This is a genomic window from Sphingomonas fuzhouensis, from assembly GCF_034659795.1.
In the GTDB taxonomy this organism is placed as follows: Bacteria; Pseudomonadota; Alphaproteobacteria; order Sphingomonadales; family Sphingomonadaceae; genus Sphingomonas; species Sphingomonas fuzhouensis.
Genome location: NZ_JAXSQY010000002.1, coordinates 49,321 through 64,598 on the forward strand (window position 1 = coordinate 49,321; position 15,278 = coordinate 64,598).

Sequence of the window (15,278 nt, forward strand, 5' to 3'; positions counted from 1 at the left end):
AGAACAGATCATGAACATAGGAACAAGAATCGGACTTTGGGAGAACGTCCATGGAATTGTTGGGAGTGATCGATCGCTATCTGAAAACCAGCCATATGCCCGAGACGAAATTCGGACGGCTGGCGGTCAATGATCCGCGTCTGGTCAGTGATTTGCGGCGCGGGCGGGAGCCGGGGCAGGAAATGATCGCGCGCGTCAACGCGTTCATCGCAGGACAGCCCGCATGACCGCGCTGGCCCGAATCGTACAGGCTGCGCAGCCCCGCCCGCTACCCGTTCGCCGCCCGGCAGATCGCGGCGAGCGGCTGGCCCGCGCGCTGACCGCCCATGCCGCACGGAACGGCTGCGCCGTGCAGCTGTCCGTCGTATCGGTCGAGCCCTGGTGTTCGGCGACGTTCAGCGGCTCGGTCATCGTGCTGGCGGTAGAGGCGCTTGGCGGGGCGGCGCGATCGGCCTGGCTGGCCGACCTCGCCGAGGCCGATATCCCGCTTGGCCGCGACCTGATCGCCGACATCGCGGTAGAGGCAGAGGGCGATGCTCTGCGCCTGCGCGTCCTCCTGTGCCTGGATGCGGCAAACACATGACGAGCGCGTGAATTTTTTCTTGATATGTTGTAACAATACTGTAGGCGGCGGGGCATCATTTATCGGAGCCCCGCCTTGTTCAAGCCCGTACTCCTGTCCGGCCTTTCGGCCACCGCGCTCGCCAGCCTGCTCGCCCCCGCCGCCGCGCAGTCCACCAGTTCCTCATCGGCCAATCGGGGTCGTGAGATCGTGGTGACCGCGCCGGTCCAGCAATCGGAGGCCGATGTGCTGTCGGGTACCTCGATCATCACCGGCGAGGAACTGGATCGCGCGATCCGTCCGACCATCGGCGAGACGCTGGCCCGCCTGCCCGGCGTGTCGGCGACTTCGTTCGGCCCCAATGCCTCGCGCCCCGTGCTGCGCGGTTTCCAGGGCGAGCGTATCCGCGTCCTGACCGACGGCATCGGATCGATCGACGTGTCGAACACCAGCGTCGATCACGCGGTCGTCATCAACCCGCTGCTCGCCGAGCGGATCGAGGTGCTGCGCGGCCCCTCCGCGCTGCTGTTCGGCTCGTCGGCGGTGGGCGGCGTGGTCAACGTCATCGACAATCGCATCCCGCGCACCGTGCCCGAGAAGGGCTATCGCCTGTCGGGCATGGCGACCTATGGCTCGGCAGCGACCGAACGTTCGGTGGCGGGTGCGACCGACGTGGCGGTGGGCAAGCAGTTCGTCGTCCATGCCGACGGTTCGTATCTGAAGACCGACGACCTGAAGATCGGCGGCTATGTCCTCAGCCCCCGCGCCCGTGCCGAGGCGCAGGCTTCGGCGGCGCAGGCCCCGAACGATCCGCTCGACTTCGCCAGCGTCGCGAACCTGCGCGGCCGCCTGCCCAACACCGCCAGCGAGACCTGGACGGCGGGCGTCGGCGGTGCGCTCATCACCGACACCGGATCGCTGGGCATCGCCTATAGCCATTATGACAGCTTCTATGGCGTGCCGATCCGCTACACGCTGACGCCCGGCGGCGAAGAGCCCGAGGCCCCGCGCCTCAGCCTGGTCCAGAACCGCCTCGACCTGCGCGGCGAGATCGAGACGGGCGGCGGCTTCCTCGACCGTATCCGCCTGCGCGCGGGCGCGGCGCAATATCGCCATTACGAGCTGGAAGAGGATGGCGGCATCGGCACCGCCTTCTACAACAAGGGTATCGAAGGCCGCCTGGAACTGGTGCAGAGCAAGCGCGACGGCTGGCAGGGCGCGTCGGGCGTCCAGTTCTTCAACCGCGACTTCGACGTGCGCGGCGATGAAGCCTTCCTGCCGCGCAACAACACCGCGCAGGTCGGCCTGTTCACCCTGCAACAGCTGGATCGCGGCGCGTTCAAGATGGAAGCAGGCGCGCGCTTCGAGCATACCTCGCTGACCGCGCGCACCGCCGTCAGCGACGATCGCTTCTTCCGGGGTCAGCGCAGCTTCGACGCCTTTTCCGGCTCGATCGGCGCCAGCTATGGCTTCGCGCCCGACTGGCGGGCGGGCCTGAACCTGTCGCGCACCGAGCGCGCGCCCTCGGCCGAGGAGTTGTTCGCCAACGGCCCGCATGCCGGGACCGAGGCCTATGAACTGGGCAATCCGAACTTCAAGAAGGAGGCGAGCTGGGGCATCGAGGCGACCGTCCACGGTCATGGCGACGGCTATAGCTTCGACGCCTCGGCCTATTACAACCGCTTCTCCAACTATATCTATGACGCGCTGGTGCCGCAGGGTGCCTGCGTCGCGGCGGCGGCTCCCTCGGGTCGCGATGTCGACCTGCCCTGCTTCCAATATGCCCAGGCCGATGCCCGCTATTATGGTGTCGAGGCGGAGGGTTCGCTGCGGCTCGCCACGATCGGCACATATGCGATCAACGCCGACCTGCTGGGCGATTATGTCCATGCCCAGATCATCGACACCGGCCCGGCCCCGCGCATCCCGCCGCTGCGCCTGCTCGGCGGCCTGGAAGCCCAGTCGGACAGCGTCAACGCCCGCGTCGAGGTGGAGCGCAGCTTCAAGCAGACCCGCGTGCTGGGGCTGGAGACGCCGACCAACGGCTTCACCCTGGTCAACGCCTCGGTCCAGCTGAAGCCCTGGGGCGCGCTCAACCCGACCACGCTGACTCTGTCGGCGAACAACATCTTCGACGTCGATGCCCGCCGTCACGCCAGCGTCCTGAAGGACTTCGCACCGCTGGCGGGCCGCGATCTGCGCGCGACGCTCAACTTCAAACTGTAAGGCTCCTTCCTCCCCTGGCAGGGGAGGTGGCAGGCTGCAGGCCTGACGGAGGGGTGTCCCGGCTGGTGATGGATGGGAATCCTCGCGACCGGTTACACCCCTCCACCATGCTCCGCATGGTCCCCCTTCCCTTGCAGGGGAGGAATAGCTTCTGCACCGGGGGTGGACAAAGCGTGCCGCCTTCGAAAGAAGCGGGGACATAAGGAGAGAAGCCAATGTCCCCGATGGGCAAGTTCGACTGGGCGGACCCGTTCCTGCTCGACGACCAGCTGACCGATGACGAGCGGATGATCCGCGACACCGCGCGCGCCTATGCCGACGACCGGCTGGCCCCGCGCATCATCAATGCCTTCGCACAGGAACATACCGATCCCGGCATCTTCCGCGAGATGGGCGCACTGGGCCTGCTCGGCCCCACCATCCCCGAGGAGTTCGGCGGCGTCGGCGCCTCCTATGTCGCCTATGGCCTGATCGCGCGCGAGGTGGAGCGGATCGACAGCGGATACCGCTCGATGATGAGCGTGCAGTCCAGCCTGGTCATGTATCCGATCCATGCTTACGGCTCGAACGAACAGAAGCATCGCTATCTACCCAAACTGGCGAGCGGCGAGTGGATCGGCTGTTTCGGCCTGACCGAACCCGATGCCGGTTCCGATCCGGGGGGCATGCGGACGACCGCGAAGAAGGTCGAGGGCGGCTATGTGCTGTCGGGCGCGAAGACCTGGATTTCCAACTCGCCCATCGCCGATGTCTTTGTGATCTGGGCCAAGTCCGAAGCGCATGGCGGCGCGATCCGGGGCTTCGTGCTGGAAAAGGGCATGAAGGGCCTGTCCGCGCCCAAGATCGAGAACAAGCTGTCCTTGCGCGCCTCGATCACCGGCATGGTGATGATGGACGAGGTCGCGGTCGGCGAAGACGCGCTGCTGCCGCATGTCGAAGGGCTGAAGGGGCCGTTCGGCTGTCTCAACCGCGCGCGCTACGGCATCAGTTGGGGCGCGCTGGGCGCGGCGGAGTTCTGCTTCCACGCGGCGCGCCAATATGGCCTCGACCGCAAGCAGTTCGGGCGACCGCTGGCCGCGACGCAGCTTTACCAGAAGAAACTGGCCGATATGGAAACCGAGATCGCTCTGGGCTTGCAGGCGTCTTTGCGCGTCGGACGGCTGATGGACGAGGGCCGGTTCGCGCCCGAGATGATCTCGATCGTCAAGCGCAACAATGTCGGCAAGGCGCTGGATATCGCCCGTGCCGCGCGTGACATGCATGGCGGCAACGGCATTTCGGGCGAGTATCAGGTGATGCGCCACCTGATGAACCTGGAGACGGTCAACACCTATGAAGGCGCGCATGACGTCCACGCGCTGATCCTGGGCCGCGCCATCACCGGGATTGCGGCGTTTTGAGCCCCACCCCAATCCTCCCCAAGCTATGCTTGGGGTGGGGGACCGCGCCCGCAGGGCGTGGTGGAGGGGCATGGCCGGTCCGTCGCGCCCCTCCACCATCGCTGGCGCGATGGTCCCCCTCCCCAAGCAAGCTTGGGGAGGATTGAAGTGGTGAAACCCGCTCCCCTTACCGGCCTGAAGGTCATCGAACTCGCCCGTATCCTGGCCGGCCCCTGGGCGGGTCAGGTCTTGGCCGATCTCGGCGCGGAGGTCATCAAGGTCGAGAGCCCCGAAGGCGACGACACGCGCCGCTGGGGGCCGCCCTTCATCTCCAACCCGGACGGCACGCAGGACGCCGCCTATTTCCACGCTGCCAATCGGGGCAAGGCCTCGGTCGTCGCCGACTTCGCCACGCCCGAGGGTCAGGCCAAGGTCCGCGCGCTGATCGCCGACGCCGATATCGTCATCGAGAATTTCAAGCTGGGCGGCCTGACCCGTTATGGCCTGGACTATGACAGCCTGTCGGCGATCAATCCGCGCCTCGTCTATTGCTCGATCACCGGCTTCGGACAGGACGGTCCCTATGCGCCGCGCGCCGGGTACGACTTCATCGTGCAGGGCATGAGCGGCATCATGGACCTGACCGGCGAACCCGGCGGCGCGCCGCAGAAGATCGGTGTCGCGCTGGCCGACATCATGACCGGCCTCTACGCGGTCATCGCGATCCAGGCGGCACTCCACATGCGGACACGCACCGGGCGTGGGCAGCATATCGACATGGCACTGCTCGACACGATGACGGGCGTGCTCGCCAACCAGGCAATGAACTATCTCGCCTCGGGCACGACGCCGACGAGGCTGGGCAATGCGCATCCCAATATCGTGCCCTATGCCGCCTTTCCGGCGCGCGACGGCTGGTTCATCCTGGCGGTCGGCAATGACGCGCAGTTCCGCCGCTTCGCCGCGATCGTGGGACTCGATGGCGACGATCCGCGTTATGCCACCAATGCGCTGCGCTGCCAGCACCGGGCCGCGCTGACCCAGGCGATCGAGGCCGTCACCGCGACCTGGGCCCGCGACGCCCTGCTCGCCGCGCTCGAAGCGGCGGGCGTCCCGGCCGGGCCCATCAACACGGTCGAACAAGCCTTTGCCGATCCGCAGATCGTCGCGCGCGATCTGGCGATCCACCCCAAGCGCCCCGATGGCTCGGCGGTGCCCGGCGTGCGCACCCCGATCCGCTTCTCCGACGCCGCGCTGACCCTGGACCGCGCTGCCCCGATGCTGGGTCGCTAGCCCGGTCCGATTGCATCCGCTAAGCACCGCCCCGCCATGACCAGCCTGACCGTCAACAATCAGCCGATCCGCTATCGCCTGCCGCCCGACACACCGCTGCTCTGGGCGCTGCGCGATGCGTCCAACCTGACCGGCACCAAATATGGCTGCGGCACCGGCGATTGCGGCGCATGCACGGTCGATATCGACGGGCGCGCGGTGCGCAGTTGCCTGGTCCCGATCGGCCGGATCGAGGGCAGCGTCGTCACCACGATCGAGGGGCTGTCGCGCGACCGCTCGCACCCGGTCCAACAGGTGTTCCTCGCCGCCAATGTCGGCCAATGCGGCTATTGCATCCCCGGCATGGTGATGGCCGCCGCCGCGCTGATCCACAAAAATCCCGACCCGTCCGAGGAGCTGATCCGCACGACGATCACCAATCTGTGCCGCTGTGGCATCTATCCCCGCCTGGTCGAAGCGATCCAGCGCGCCGCCCGCGCCGCGCGGGGCGAGGAAACCATTCCCGCCGCCCCCATCCCCGGCACCGATCCGGCCGACGCCGCCCGCGCCGTGCCTGCGCTGGTTCCGGGCGCGATGCAGCAGGAGCCATAGCCGCGCCGTCCGTCCAAACGCCGCCACGATTCTTTCACGAAGCTGACAGGTGGGTTCAGCAACCGCTCAACGCAGATCGGGCAAGGTCCATCGCATGATCGGGGTCGGCTCGTGCGCCGACGGATGGGGTGAAGACGGATGAACAGGCATTGGATGGCGGCTCTGCTGGCGGCGACCGCGATGGTGGCGGGGGCGACTCCGGCGATAGTGCGGGCGCAGGCGATCGACCCCGGTCCGCGTGGGGGTCCACGTGGGGGTCCGGGCGAGGGCCCGCGCGGCGGTCCGCCCCGTGGCGGTCCCGATGGTCCGGGCGGCCCTGCCGGGCGGCTGGAGCGCAGCGAGAACCGTCCGATCTTCCACGATCGCGAATCCTTCCCCGAAAACCGCCCGGCCTTCCGCCCGGACCATGCCGAGGCACCGCGTCCGCCAGCGCCCGCGCAATCGCGCGACTGGGGCGATCGCGGCCGCAACCGGCCCGAGCCTTCACCCGCCCCGGTGCCGGGGGAGGAACGCGCATGGGGCAATCGCGGCGGCTGGCGCGACCGGCCGGAGCCCTCGCCCATGCCCCGGCCCGGCCCGGCCGGTCCCAGCGGCGTGCGGGTCGACCGCCAGAATGCGGGCCCCGACACTTGGCGCGACGGTCGTCAGCAATGGCGCGACCAGCAACGCCGGGACCAGCGGTGGCGCGACGACGACCGCCGCCGCCGCGAGGATCAGGACCGCTGGCGGCGCAACTATGGCGACTGGCGCGACCAGAATAACCAGGCCTATGGCTTTGCCGAGCGCCGCGCCTGGGCCGACCAGTGGAACCGCAGCTGGCGCGGCGACCGCCGCTATGACTGGATGGGCTGGCGGTCGCTGAACCGGGGCGTCTATCACCTGCCGCGCTATTATGGCCCGAACGGCGGCTATGGCTATCAGCGCTTTTCGAGCGGCGTGATCCTGGAGCCGATGTTCTTCGGCCAGAATTACTGGCTCGACGATCCGTACAGCTATCGCCTGCCGCCCGCCTACGGCCCCTATCGCTGGGTCCGCTATTACAATGACGCGGTGCTGGTCGACCTGCGCAGCGGGCTGGTCGTCGACATCGTCTACGACATCTTCTGGTGATCGGTCGGGAGGGGTTCGCAAGGCCCCTCCCCCCTTGTCTTTGCTCGGCTGTCGTCGCACATCGGCGCCCATGTCGTTCTTCTCGAGGAAGCCGAAGGGCCACCCCGCCGCCTCCCCCGTCCGTGCGCGTTTCGGGGTCACCGTCGCCGAGCATCTGGACGCGAACCCGGCCGTTACGCGGGTGGCGACCGATATGGCGCAAATCTATTATCAGGCCGATTTCCTGACGCCCGAACAGTGCGACGCGCTGATGGGCATGATCGACGCCAATCGCCGCCCCTCGACCCTGTTGTCGGACCGGCCCGATTATGGGTTCCGCACCTCGGAAAGCTGCGACATGGCGCGCTGGTCCCCCGATGTGCAGCCGATCGACGAATCGATCGCCGCGCTGCTCGGCATCGCCCCCGAACAGGGCGAGACGATGCAGGGACAGCGTTATGCCCCCGGCCAGCAATTCCGCGCCCATCACGATTATTTCCACGAGAGCGAAAGCTATTGGGAAAAGGTGCGCGTCCATGGCGGCCAGCGGACCTGGACCGCGATGATCTACCTCAACGACGTGCCCGAGGGTGGCGCGACCTGGTTCCCGCAAGCAGGCATCCGCGTCGCCCCGCGCCGGGGCCTGCTGCTCGCCTGGAACAACATGAAGCTCGACGGCAGCCCCAATGAGATGACGCTGCACGAAGGGATGCCGGTGATCGAGGGCACCAAATATGTCATCACCAAATGGTTTCGCGAGGGCAACTGGGTCAGCTGAGCGCGCCGCCCGCTCTTGTCGCGACTCTGCCGTCCATGGCATGACGTTCGCGTGACGTTCTCCCTTTTCGTGTTCCGCCCATGACCGAGGTTCTCGGTATCGCCCAATCGATCCTGGGCCAGCCCTGGCGCTGGCGCGCGCTCGCCGCCGACGCGCGCGACGGCCTCGGCCATGACGATCTGGTCGCCCAGCTGCTGCTGGCGCGCGGATGCCCGCCCGACGCGGTCGAGGCGCATCGCACGCCCTCGATTCGGGGCTTCATGCCCGACCCCTCGATTTTCCGCGACATGGATCGGGCGGCCGAGCGGCTGGCCGATGCGGTGGCCGCGGGCGAGCCGGTGGCGATCTTCGGCGATTATGACGTCGACGGCGCGACTTCGGCCGCGTTGATGGTCCGCCTGCTGCGCGATCTGGGCCTGTCCGCCCGCCCCTATATCCCCGACCGCCTGACCGAAGGCTATGGCCCGACCGAGGCCGCGCTGCTGCGCCTGCAGGCCGAGGGCGCGAACCTGATCGTCACCGTCGATTGCGGCGCGCAGGCGTTCGAGCCGCTGGCGGCGGCGCATGCAGCGGGCATCGAAATCCTGGTCGTCGACCATCACAAATGCGCGACCGAGCTGCCCCGCGCCCATGCGGTGGTGAACCCCAACCGCCTGGACGAGACCGAAGGCGCCGCGCACGGCCATCTGGCGGCGGTCGGCGTGTGCTTCCTGCTCGGCGCGGCGCTGATCCGGACGCTCCGCGCGCAGGGCTTCTTTGCGAACCGGGCCGAGCCCCGGTTGCTCGACTTGCTCGACCTTGTCGCGCTGGGGACGGTGGCCGATGTGGCGCCTTTGCGCGGGTTGAACCGCGCCTTCGTCGCGCAGGGGCTCAAGGTCATGGCGCAGCGGCGCAATATCGGCCTCGCCGCGCTGACCGACGCCGCCCGCCTCACCCGCGCGCCGACCTGTTCCGACCTGGGCTTCGCACTGGGGCCGCGGATCAATGCGGGCGGTCGCGTCGGCCGCGCCGATCTGGGCGTCCGCCTGCTCACCACCGACGATCCGGCCGAGGCGCGCGCGATCGCCGAGGAGCTCAACCATTTCAACGACGAGCGCCGCGCGATCGAGGCGGGGGTGCAGACGACCGCCGAAACCATCGTCGATCGCAACCGGCAGGTGGCGGTCGTGTCGGGCGACGGCTGGCACCCCGGCGTCATCGGGATCGTGGCGGGCCGCCTCAAGGAAAAGCTCGACCGCCCCGCCATCGTCATCGCCATCGACGAACACGGGATCGGCAAGGGCTCGGGCCGCTCGATCACCGGTGTCGATCTGGGCGCCGCGATCCTGGCCGCCAAGGAACACGGCCTGCTGATCGCGGGTGGCGGCCACGCCATGGCGGCAGGCCTGACCATCGCGGCGCACCGCATCCCCGAACTCGCCGAGTTTCTGGAGGAACGCCTGGCCGAGACCGTCGTCCGCGCCAGCGCGGGCCGGGCTTTGCTGGTCGACGCGGTGCTAGCCCCCGGCGGGGTCAATCCCGGCCTAGTCGGCGCGATGGATGCCGGTGGCCCTTACGGCATGGGCTGGCCCGCCCCCCGCATCGCCGCGGGCCCCTTCCGCGTGATCCGCGCCGATCTGGTCGGCACCCATCATGTCCGCGCGATCGTGGCGGGCGCGGATGGCCGCAGCCTGAAAGCCATGGCCTTCCGCCAGGCCGACACCGCACTCGGCCAGGCGCTGCTGGCCGCTGGCAGCACCCGCCGCCTGTGGCTGGCGGGCCGCGCGAAAGTCGACGACTGGTCGGGCCGCGACGTCGCCGAACTCCATGTCGAGGACGCCGCATGGGCCGACTGAAAAAAGCGCTTGACCGATTCCTCACCCTCCCTTAGAGGCCCCTCCACGCCACCCGGCGGCCCCTTCGTCTAGCGGTTAGGACGCGGCCCTTTCACGGCTGAAACACGGGTTCGATTCCCGTAGGGGTCACCATCTGCGCTCAACAGTGCAGAATTGCGCGATTAAGCCATTCTTTGCCGCTCGCTGGTACAGCGCACAGGTACAGCGAGCATTATAATGGCCCTCATGGCGACACCCTGGAAACACCCTTCGACCGGCGTTTATTACCTGCGCCGACAGATCCCCGAGAAGCTGCGCCCCGCATTCGACGGCAAGGCGTTGTGGAAGGTATCGCTCAGCACCAAGAACGCCAGCGAAGCCACGGTGCTGTTCCTCCAGGCCAATGCCGCCCTCGAACAGCGGTTCGAAGAGGCGCGGGCCCGGCTGAAGGCGACCGGCAGCCCCTGCCCGTCCGCACGTGATCGTGCCGACGAATTGGTCTCCGCGTATTTCCAGGGCCCCGAGTTGAAGGCCGGCGGTCTCGATGGCATCGAACGTCTGCTGCTTGCCCGGCTGGAGCTGGACCGTGGGTTGTGGAACGCGACCCCGACCGGATGCAGCTCCCCTAGCCCGCTGAGCGATCAGCAATGGTGGGAATTGGCGAACAACGCCGCGCTTTTCCGCGATCATCCCGGACGCAAGCCGGTTCAAGGCCACGCACCCGGCACGATCTGGCGCTGGGGCAACGAAAACTTCCGATCCGAAGCCAGAGCCGAACAGATCGGCCGGGTCGTCGACCAGATCGCCCGCCACAATGATGTGACCGTCGCCGAGCTGCCCAACGGCATCGATGCGGCGATCACGGCCTATCTCGACGCGATTCCTGTTGAAGCCCCAAAGGCCCGCAAGCGTCGACCGACATCGGGTCGCCTGCGGCCTGACCTCCGCCTGATGGAATTGTTTGCCGACTGGCAGGCCGTGATGCAGCCGTCTTTGCAGAGCGCGCATGAATATGAAGGCGCGACCCGCGATTTCATCGACTTTCTGGGGGACGTCACCGTCGAGGAGATCGTCAACAACGATCTGCTCGATTACCGCGATGAGGCAGCCCATCTGCCCGCCTCCATGCCACGCGCAGATCGCGAACTGACCTTCACCGAGCGCCTCGAGCGCCATCGGCATTCAGATACGCCCCGGATCAGTCCGGCGACGCTGAAAAAGCGAGTCGGCGCGATCCAGGCGTTGCTGAGCTTCGCCAAGGGCCAGAAGTGGATCAGCCGCAACGAGGGCCGCGACGTGCCGATCCTCGGCTATTCCAAGACTGGCGCCGCCCCTCGCCAGACCTTCCAGGAAGAGGAGTTGCAACGGCTGTTCGCCAGCCCGCTATTCACCGCCCCCGCGACGTGGAAGCATGATCGGCTGGTCAGTGACATGACGCTGTATTGGCTGTTCCTCCTCGGCCTCACGACGGGTGCGCGGCTTGAGGAAGTCGGCCAGGCGATGGTCGCCGATGTGAAGACCGACGGCGCCATCACCTATATCGACATCGACGACTACGCCGCCGGTCCCAGCGATGACCCGAAGTCGATCAAGACGACCACCTCACGCCGACTCGTACCGGTCCATACCAAGCTGATCGAGCTGGGCTTTCGCCACTATATCGACGCGGTGAAGAAGGCCGGACACACCAGGCTATTCCCTGACCTGGTTCCCAACGGTTTCGGCAAGCGGACGAAGGAGGCCTCGCGCATCGCCAACCGCATCATCGACCGTTACGTGTCGACCGATGCCCGATTGGTCTTTCACAGCTTCCGGCACGGATTCAAGGACCTCGCCCTCGAAGCTGGCGTGCTCGAGCGGATCGTCGACCAGATTTGCGGTCATGCCGCGACCACGGTCGGCGGCAAATACGGTCAGGGTGTTCGCCTGACGATCCTGAACCGCGAATTGCACAAGGTCGATTGGTCGTTCCTCGACTGGGCAGCGCTGGTTCAAGCGAGCACCCAAATAGACTGGGTCAAACGGTTCGAATGAAATTCCGCCACCTAAACAACCTCAAATGGCAGCAGTCGACCAGAATTCGTCGTTCGTCGGTTGGGCTTCGAACGACAGATTCAGCTAAAACCGGCCATTCCCTGAGCGCAGGATCGTCTGGCAGTAATGCGCCCTAAAGTCGGATTTCGGGTCGCGGATTGGCGCGACCTGAAAGCGGACAAAGCTCAATCAAATAGCTCCACGACCAGCGAATAGTTCGAATCTTTCCGGGCGCGCCATATCTCCGGTATTATGGCGCAACGGCACCAAGCGTGCCGGAAGCCAAATACCTATCTGACGGGGCATGAGCGCCACGTCCAACCTCGTCCACAATCTCGAACATCGACTATCGCATTTGCGTGGTGAGCGCGAAGCGATAGCGTCCGAACTGCGATCGATCGAAGAGGGCGTCACTCGTCTCTCGGCTTTGCATGAAAAGCTCGCAAGTCTGGATAAGGCCATCTCATCCACGAACGTCCGGATTGGCAATCATCACGCGTCAAAGCGGTTCGTCCCGGCGAACTTGGACGGACCGCGCTGACCGTTCTTCGCGAATCCCGATCAGGACCAGCATCGCCAATGACCACCCATTGCGGCCAGTGCCGAGCGGCGCGAATGCACTTGCCCGCAACAATGCTGGCGTCAGCAGCGCCCAGGGTGTGAAGAACAGGATCATAGTGGCCAGCGTGACCGGCAAGGCCTTCCAGTCGCCCCCCTTGTCGAGCAACCAGACGGCGGGCGCATAGCAGCACGCGGCGATGCACCAGCCGCCTGCCCCAAACCGAATGGATGGCCTCCCCTCGCCGTTCATGATCTGGAACGAACGATATCCTGGACAGTCACCGAGACAGCATCCTGGGCAGACCTCAAGGAAAGTAGGCCGGGATACAGGGATCGCCCGATCCTACGGGATCAGGATGATCTTGCCCGCGAAGGTACGGTCCTCCAGCAATCGGTGCGCTGCCGCCCCCTCCTGCAACGCAAAGGTCGTGATCGGTGGCGCGGTGATCGTCCCGGCGCGCAAGGCGGCGAACAGCCGGTCGACGCGGCTCTGACGGGTCTCGGCACCGTTCAGATGGGTCCACAGATCACCGCCGACGACGCTTTTCGATCCCTCCATCAACAGCAGCGGATCGATCGCCGGTGGGGTGCCGCCGGCCTTGCCGAAGATCACCGCACGACCGCCCGGACGCAGGGCGACGATGCTGTCCTGCAGGGTGGTCCCGATCGAGTCATAGACCACATCGACCCCGCCTCCAGTCGCCCGCCTTACCTGCGGCACCCAATCCTGATAGCCATAGACGGCGCTCGCCCCATTCGATCGCGCCTGTTCGCGCTTGGCCGGTGTGGAGGCCAGCGCATGAACCTCTGCGCCCAGCGCATGGGCCATCTGAACCAGGAGTCGCCCCACACCCCCTGACGCGGCCTGCACCAGCACTCGGTCGCCAGCGGACAGCCTGCCGCTATCCTCGACCAGATACTGAGCCGTCACGCCTTGCAACAATAAAGCGGCCGCGGTGCGGTCGTCGATATCGTCCGGCAACGCCACCAGACGGTCGGCTGGCGCGCGGACCCGTTCGGCATGAGCGCGCGGCACGTCGAGAAACCCGACCCGCTGCCCGACCTGCCAGCGATCGACGTCCCTGCCAATCGCGACGACACGCCCGGTGCCTTCATAGCCGCCGATCCAGGGCGCCTCACCGTCCAGCACATAGACGCCCTGTCGACGATAGATGTCGGCGAAGTTTAACCCGACCGCGCTGGTTTCCACCAAGACCGACGTCGCATCCAACGCCATGTCCGGCAGAATATCGTATCGCAACACATCGGGCCCACCGAACCGGTCGAAGCACAAGGCCTTCATCGCACATCATCCCTATCATGGTTTGTAATGGCGACAGGCTATCGGCTGTATCGGCAGGGAATAAGCCGTGTAGGATATGGTTTCTTTAAACCAGGGGTTTGGAATGGACCGGTTGACCAGCATGGCGATCTTCGTTTCAGCGGTCGATCTCGGCAGCTTCACCGCCGCGGCCAAGGCGCATGACATCTCGGCGACGATGGTGGCCAAGCATGTCAACGCGCTCGAAGCCCGGCTCGACACTCGCCTGCTCCACCGAACGACGCGACGGCTGTCGCCGACCGAGGCTGGACGGCGCTTTGCCGAGTCCTGCCGGCGTGTCCTGGCCGATGTCGCGATCGCCGAGACCGTGGGGGCAGAGGTGGCGCAAACGCCGGTCGGTCGGCTTCGCATCGCGGCGCCCATTGCGTTCGGCACCGAACGGGTCGCGCCGTTGCTCGCGACCTATCTCGACCGTTTTCCCGATATGCAGGCCGAACTGGTGCTGGGCGATCGGAAGGTCGAGCTGATCGAGGAAGGCTTCGACCTGGCCTTTCGTATCGGCGCGCTGGAGGACGACTGGCTCGTCGCCCATCCGCTGGCCCCCTATCGCCTGATGCTCGCGGCCGCACCGTCCTATCTGACGCGCCACGGTCATCCGGAGACGCCCGCCGACTTACGCGAACACCGGCTGATCGGCTTTGCGCAATTTGGCGCAGACGATCGCTGGACGTTGGGCGGGCCGGACGGCGAGCATATCGTAAAATTGCCGCCGCCCCGCCTCCGCATCAATCAGGCGGCGGCCCTTCGGCAGGCTGCGGTTGCGGGCTATGGCGTCATCCTGCAATCCCGCGTGACGCTGGAAGGTGATATGGCTTCGGGACGCCTGGTTCCGGTCCTGCCCGATTATGCACCCGAACCGCGTCCGCTGACGCTCGTCCGTCTGCCGGATCGCCGCTCGACGGCGGGCCTCCGGGCGTTTGTCGACATGGCAGTTTCGGCTTTCAGCGACAACTGAAACGGTGAGCATGGCCGAACGTCATTATGTCGATACGGTCGCAGCGACCTGTCGAAGCCGCGGGGATGCGTCGATCAGGGGGCTATCGTCCGAATGCGCATCGCCGTTCACAAGTGATCTGATTGCGGCCACGGAGTCCTGGACAAGCCGATAGCTGCGACGTCCGGTTTCGATGGCACTGGTCGGGATACCCACCAGTCGAAGGGCACATCGCAGATTGCAAATATAGACTTTGACCGCCTTGCCATCGACGGATCGGATACCCGCCGCGCGAACCAGTTCTTCGCACGAAACATAAGAGCCGGGCTCATCAAGTAGGCGTAGCAAGATCGCGACACCGTTTCGCCCGGCCCGAGGCATCAGAGCGGCCATGCGCTCTATAACGAGGAGACGGCGCTGCTCCTGCGCAATCAGCTTTCGCGAGAGGGGCTGAATGGAAACGGTCGGGATCAGGGGCGGGGACAGGAACAGCTTCAACAGCTCAGGGTCGATCAAAGCGTCAGGAAGTTCTTCCAGGCGATGGAGCAATGCGCGGGCAGCCGACAGAGCCTCGATCCCCGCGTCGATCATGGCGGTCAATTCGCGATAGTTCTCAAAACTCGCATGGTCCTGGACCACGATCCGGTTCTCCCTTGTAGGTCTCCAACGTTGCCG

At 66.2% G+C, this 15,278-nt stretch carries 14 protein-coding genes and 1 tRNA gene; 12 read left to right on the forward strand and 3 right to left on the reverse strand.

The genetic code is table 11. The annotated features are described in order from the left end of the window. Positions 1 to 50: 50 nt before the first annotated feature. The 11 genes from U1H82_RS05055 (at position 51) to U1H82_RS05105 (ending at position 11,766) form a co-directional block, all read left to right on the forward strand. Positions 51 to 227 (forward strand): hypothetical protein, encoded by a 177-nt coding sequence (locus tag U1H82_RS05055; protein WP_322963842.1) that lies wholly within the window; start codon positions 51 to 53, stop codon positions 225 to 227. Then, positions 224 to 583 carry a hypothetical protein gene (locus U1H82_RS05060; RefSeq protein WP_322963843.1) on the forward strand — a complete coding sequence of 120 codons (360 nt, stop codon included), beginning with the start codon at positions 224 to 226 and terminating at the stop codon, positions 581 to 583. The genes U1H82_RS05055 and U1H82_RS05060 overlap by 4 nt, the downstream gene beginning before the upstream one ends. Before the next feature lie 75 nt (positions 584 to 658). Continuing rightward, on the forward strand, positions 659 to 2,788 hold the full coding sequence (locus U1H82_RS05065) for a TonB-dependent receptor (protein WP_322963844.1): 2,130 nt from the start codon (positions 659 to 661) through the stop codon (positions 2,786 to 2,788). A 215-nt stretch (positions 2,789 to 3,003) separates the two neighbouring features. Further along, positions 3,004 to 4,188 (forward strand): acyl-CoA dehydrogenase, encoded by a 1,185-nt coding sequence (locus U1H82_RS05070; RefSeq protein ID WP_322963845.1) that lies wholly within the window; start codon positions 3,004 to 3,006, stop codon positions 4,186 to 4,188. A gap of 150 nt (positions 4,189 to 4,338) precedes the next feature. After that, complete coding sequence (locus U1H82_RS05075) at positions 4,339 to 5,460, forward strand: CaiB/BaiF CoA transferase family protein (protein ID WP_322963846.1); 1,122 nt, start codon at positions 4,339 to 4,341, stop codon at positions 5,458 to 5,460. Positions 5,461 to 5,496: 36 nt separating this feature from the next. Beyond that, entirely contained in the window at positions 5,497 to 6,051 is a 555-nt protein-coding gene (locus U1H82_RS05080; protein ID WP_322963847.1) for a (2Fe-2S)-binding protein, read from the forward strand. Positions 6,052 to 6,189: 138 nt separating this feature from the next. Further along, the gene (locus tag U1H82_RS05085; protein WP_322963848.1) at positions 6,190 to 7,161 is read left to right on the forward strand and encodes an RcnB family protein; all 972 of its coding nucleotides are present in this window, start codon (positions 6,190 to 6,192) and stop codon (positions 7,159 to 7,161) included. A gap of 70 nt (positions 7,162 to 7,231) precedes the next feature. Then, positions 7,232 to 7,918 carry a prolyl hydroxylase family protein gene (locus tag U1H82_RS05090; protein ID WP_322963849.1) on the forward strand — a complete coding sequence of 229 codons (687 nt, stop codon included), beginning with the start codon at positions 7,232 to 7,234 and terminating at the stop codon, positions 7,916 to 7,918. An 80-nt stretch (positions 7,919 to 7,998) separates the two neighbouring features. Continuing rightward, on the forward strand, positions 7,999 to 9,753 hold the full coding sequence (gene recJ, locus U1H82_RS05095) for a single-stranded-DNA-specific exonuclease RecJ (RefSeq protein ID WP_322963850.1): 1,755 nt from the start codon (positions 7,999 to 8,001) through the stop codon (positions 9,751 to 9,753). Positions 9,754 to 9,810: 57 nt separating this feature from the next. Continuing rightward, positions 9,811 to 9,885 (forward strand) — tRNA-Glu (locus U1H82_RS05100). A gap of 84 nt (positions 9,886 to 9,969) precedes the next feature. After that, complete coding sequence (locus tag U1H82_RS05105; protein ID WP_322963851.1) at positions 9,970 to 11,766, forward strand: DUF6538 domain-containing protein; 1,797 nt, start codon at positions 9,970 to 9,972, stop codon at positions 11,764 to 11,766. Between the two features lie 499 nt (positions 11,767 to 12,265). Here the strand turns inward: U1H82_RS05105 and U1H82_RS05110 are convergent, their stop codons facing one another. Together U1H82_RS05110 and U1H82_RS05115 are read right to left on the reverse strand one after the other, a co-directional pair. Then, on the reverse strand, positions 12,266 to 12,577 hold the full coding sequence (locus tag U1H82_RS05110; protein WP_322963852.1) for a hypothetical protein: 312 nt from the start codon (positions 12,575 to 12,577) through the stop codon (positions 12,266 to 12,268). Between the two features lie 93 nt (positions 12,578 to 12,670). Beyond that, complete coding sequence (locus tag U1H82_RS05115) at positions 12,671 to 13,630, reverse strand: quinone oxidoreductase family protein (protein WP_322963853.1); 960 nt, start codon at positions 13,628 to 13,630, stop codon at positions 12,671 to 12,673. A gap of 103 nt (positions 13,631 to 13,733) precedes the next feature. On the opposite strand from U1H82_RS05115, the gene U1H82_RS05120 reads away from it, so the two are divergent. Then, complete coding sequence (locus U1H82_RS05120; RefSeq protein ID WP_322963854.1) at positions 13,734 to 14,624, forward strand: LysR family transcriptional regulator; 891 nt, start codon at positions 13,734 to 13,736, stop codon at positions 14,622 to 14,624. A 24-nt stretch (positions 14,625 to 14,648) separates the two neighbouring features. Here U1H82_RS05120 and U1H82_RS05125 read toward each other — a convergent pair whose 3' ends face one another. Further along, entirely contained in the window at positions 14,649 to 15,242 is a 594-nt protein-coding gene (locus tag U1H82_RS05125; protein ID WP_322963855.1) for a hypothetical protein, read from the reverse strand. Between the last annotated feature and the right edge of the window lie 36 nt (positions 15,243 to 15,278).

Excerpts from the sequence above, each read along its gene's own strand:
- U1H82_RS05055 (WP_322963842.1), top strand. The coding sequence starts at position 51 with ATGGAATTGTTGGGAGTGATCGATCGCTATCTGAAAACCAGCCATATG.
- U1H82_RS05060 (WP_322963843.1), top strand. The coding sequence starts at position 224 with ATGACCGCGCTGGCCCGAATCGTACAGGCTGCGCAGCCCCGCCCGCTA.
- U1H82_RS05070 (WP_322963845.1), top strand. The coding sequence starts at position 3,004 with ATGTCCCCGATGGGCAAGTTCGACTGGGCGGACCCGTTCCTGCTCGAC.
- U1H82_RS05080 (WP_322963847.1), top strand. The coding sequence starts at position 5,497 with ATGACCAGCCTGACCGTCAACAATCAGCCGATCCGCTATCGCCTGCCG.
- U1H82_RS05085 (WP_322963848.1), top strand. The coding sequence starts at position 6,190 with ATGAACAGGCATTGGATGGCGGCTCTGCTGGCGGCGACCGCGATGGTG.
- U1H82_RS05090 (WP_322963849.1), top strand. The coding sequence starts at position 7,232 with ATGTCGTTCTTCTCGAGGAAGCCGAAGGGCCACCCCGCCGCCTCCCCC.
- recJ (WP_322963850.1), top strand. The coding sequence starts at position 7,999 with ATGACCGAGGTTCTCGGTATCGCCCAATCGATCCTGGGCCAGCCCTGG.
- U1H82_RS05105 (WP_322963851.1), top strand. The coding sequence starts at position 9,970 with ATGGCCCTCATGGCGACACCCTGGAAACACCCTTCGACCGGCGTTTAT.
- U1H82_RS05110 (WP_322963852.1), bottom strand. The coding sequence starts at position 12,577 with ATGAACGGCGAGGGGAGGCCATCCATTCGGTTTGGGGCAGGCGGCTGG.
- U1H82_RS05115 (WP_322963853.1), bottom strand. The coding sequence starts at position 13,630 with ATGAAGGCCTTGTGCTTCGACCGGTTCGGTGGGCCCGATGTGTTGCGA.
- U1H82_RS05120 (WP_322963854.1), top strand. The coding sequence starts at position 13,734 with ATGGACCGGTTGACCAGCATGGCGATCTTCGTTTCAGCGGTCGATCTC.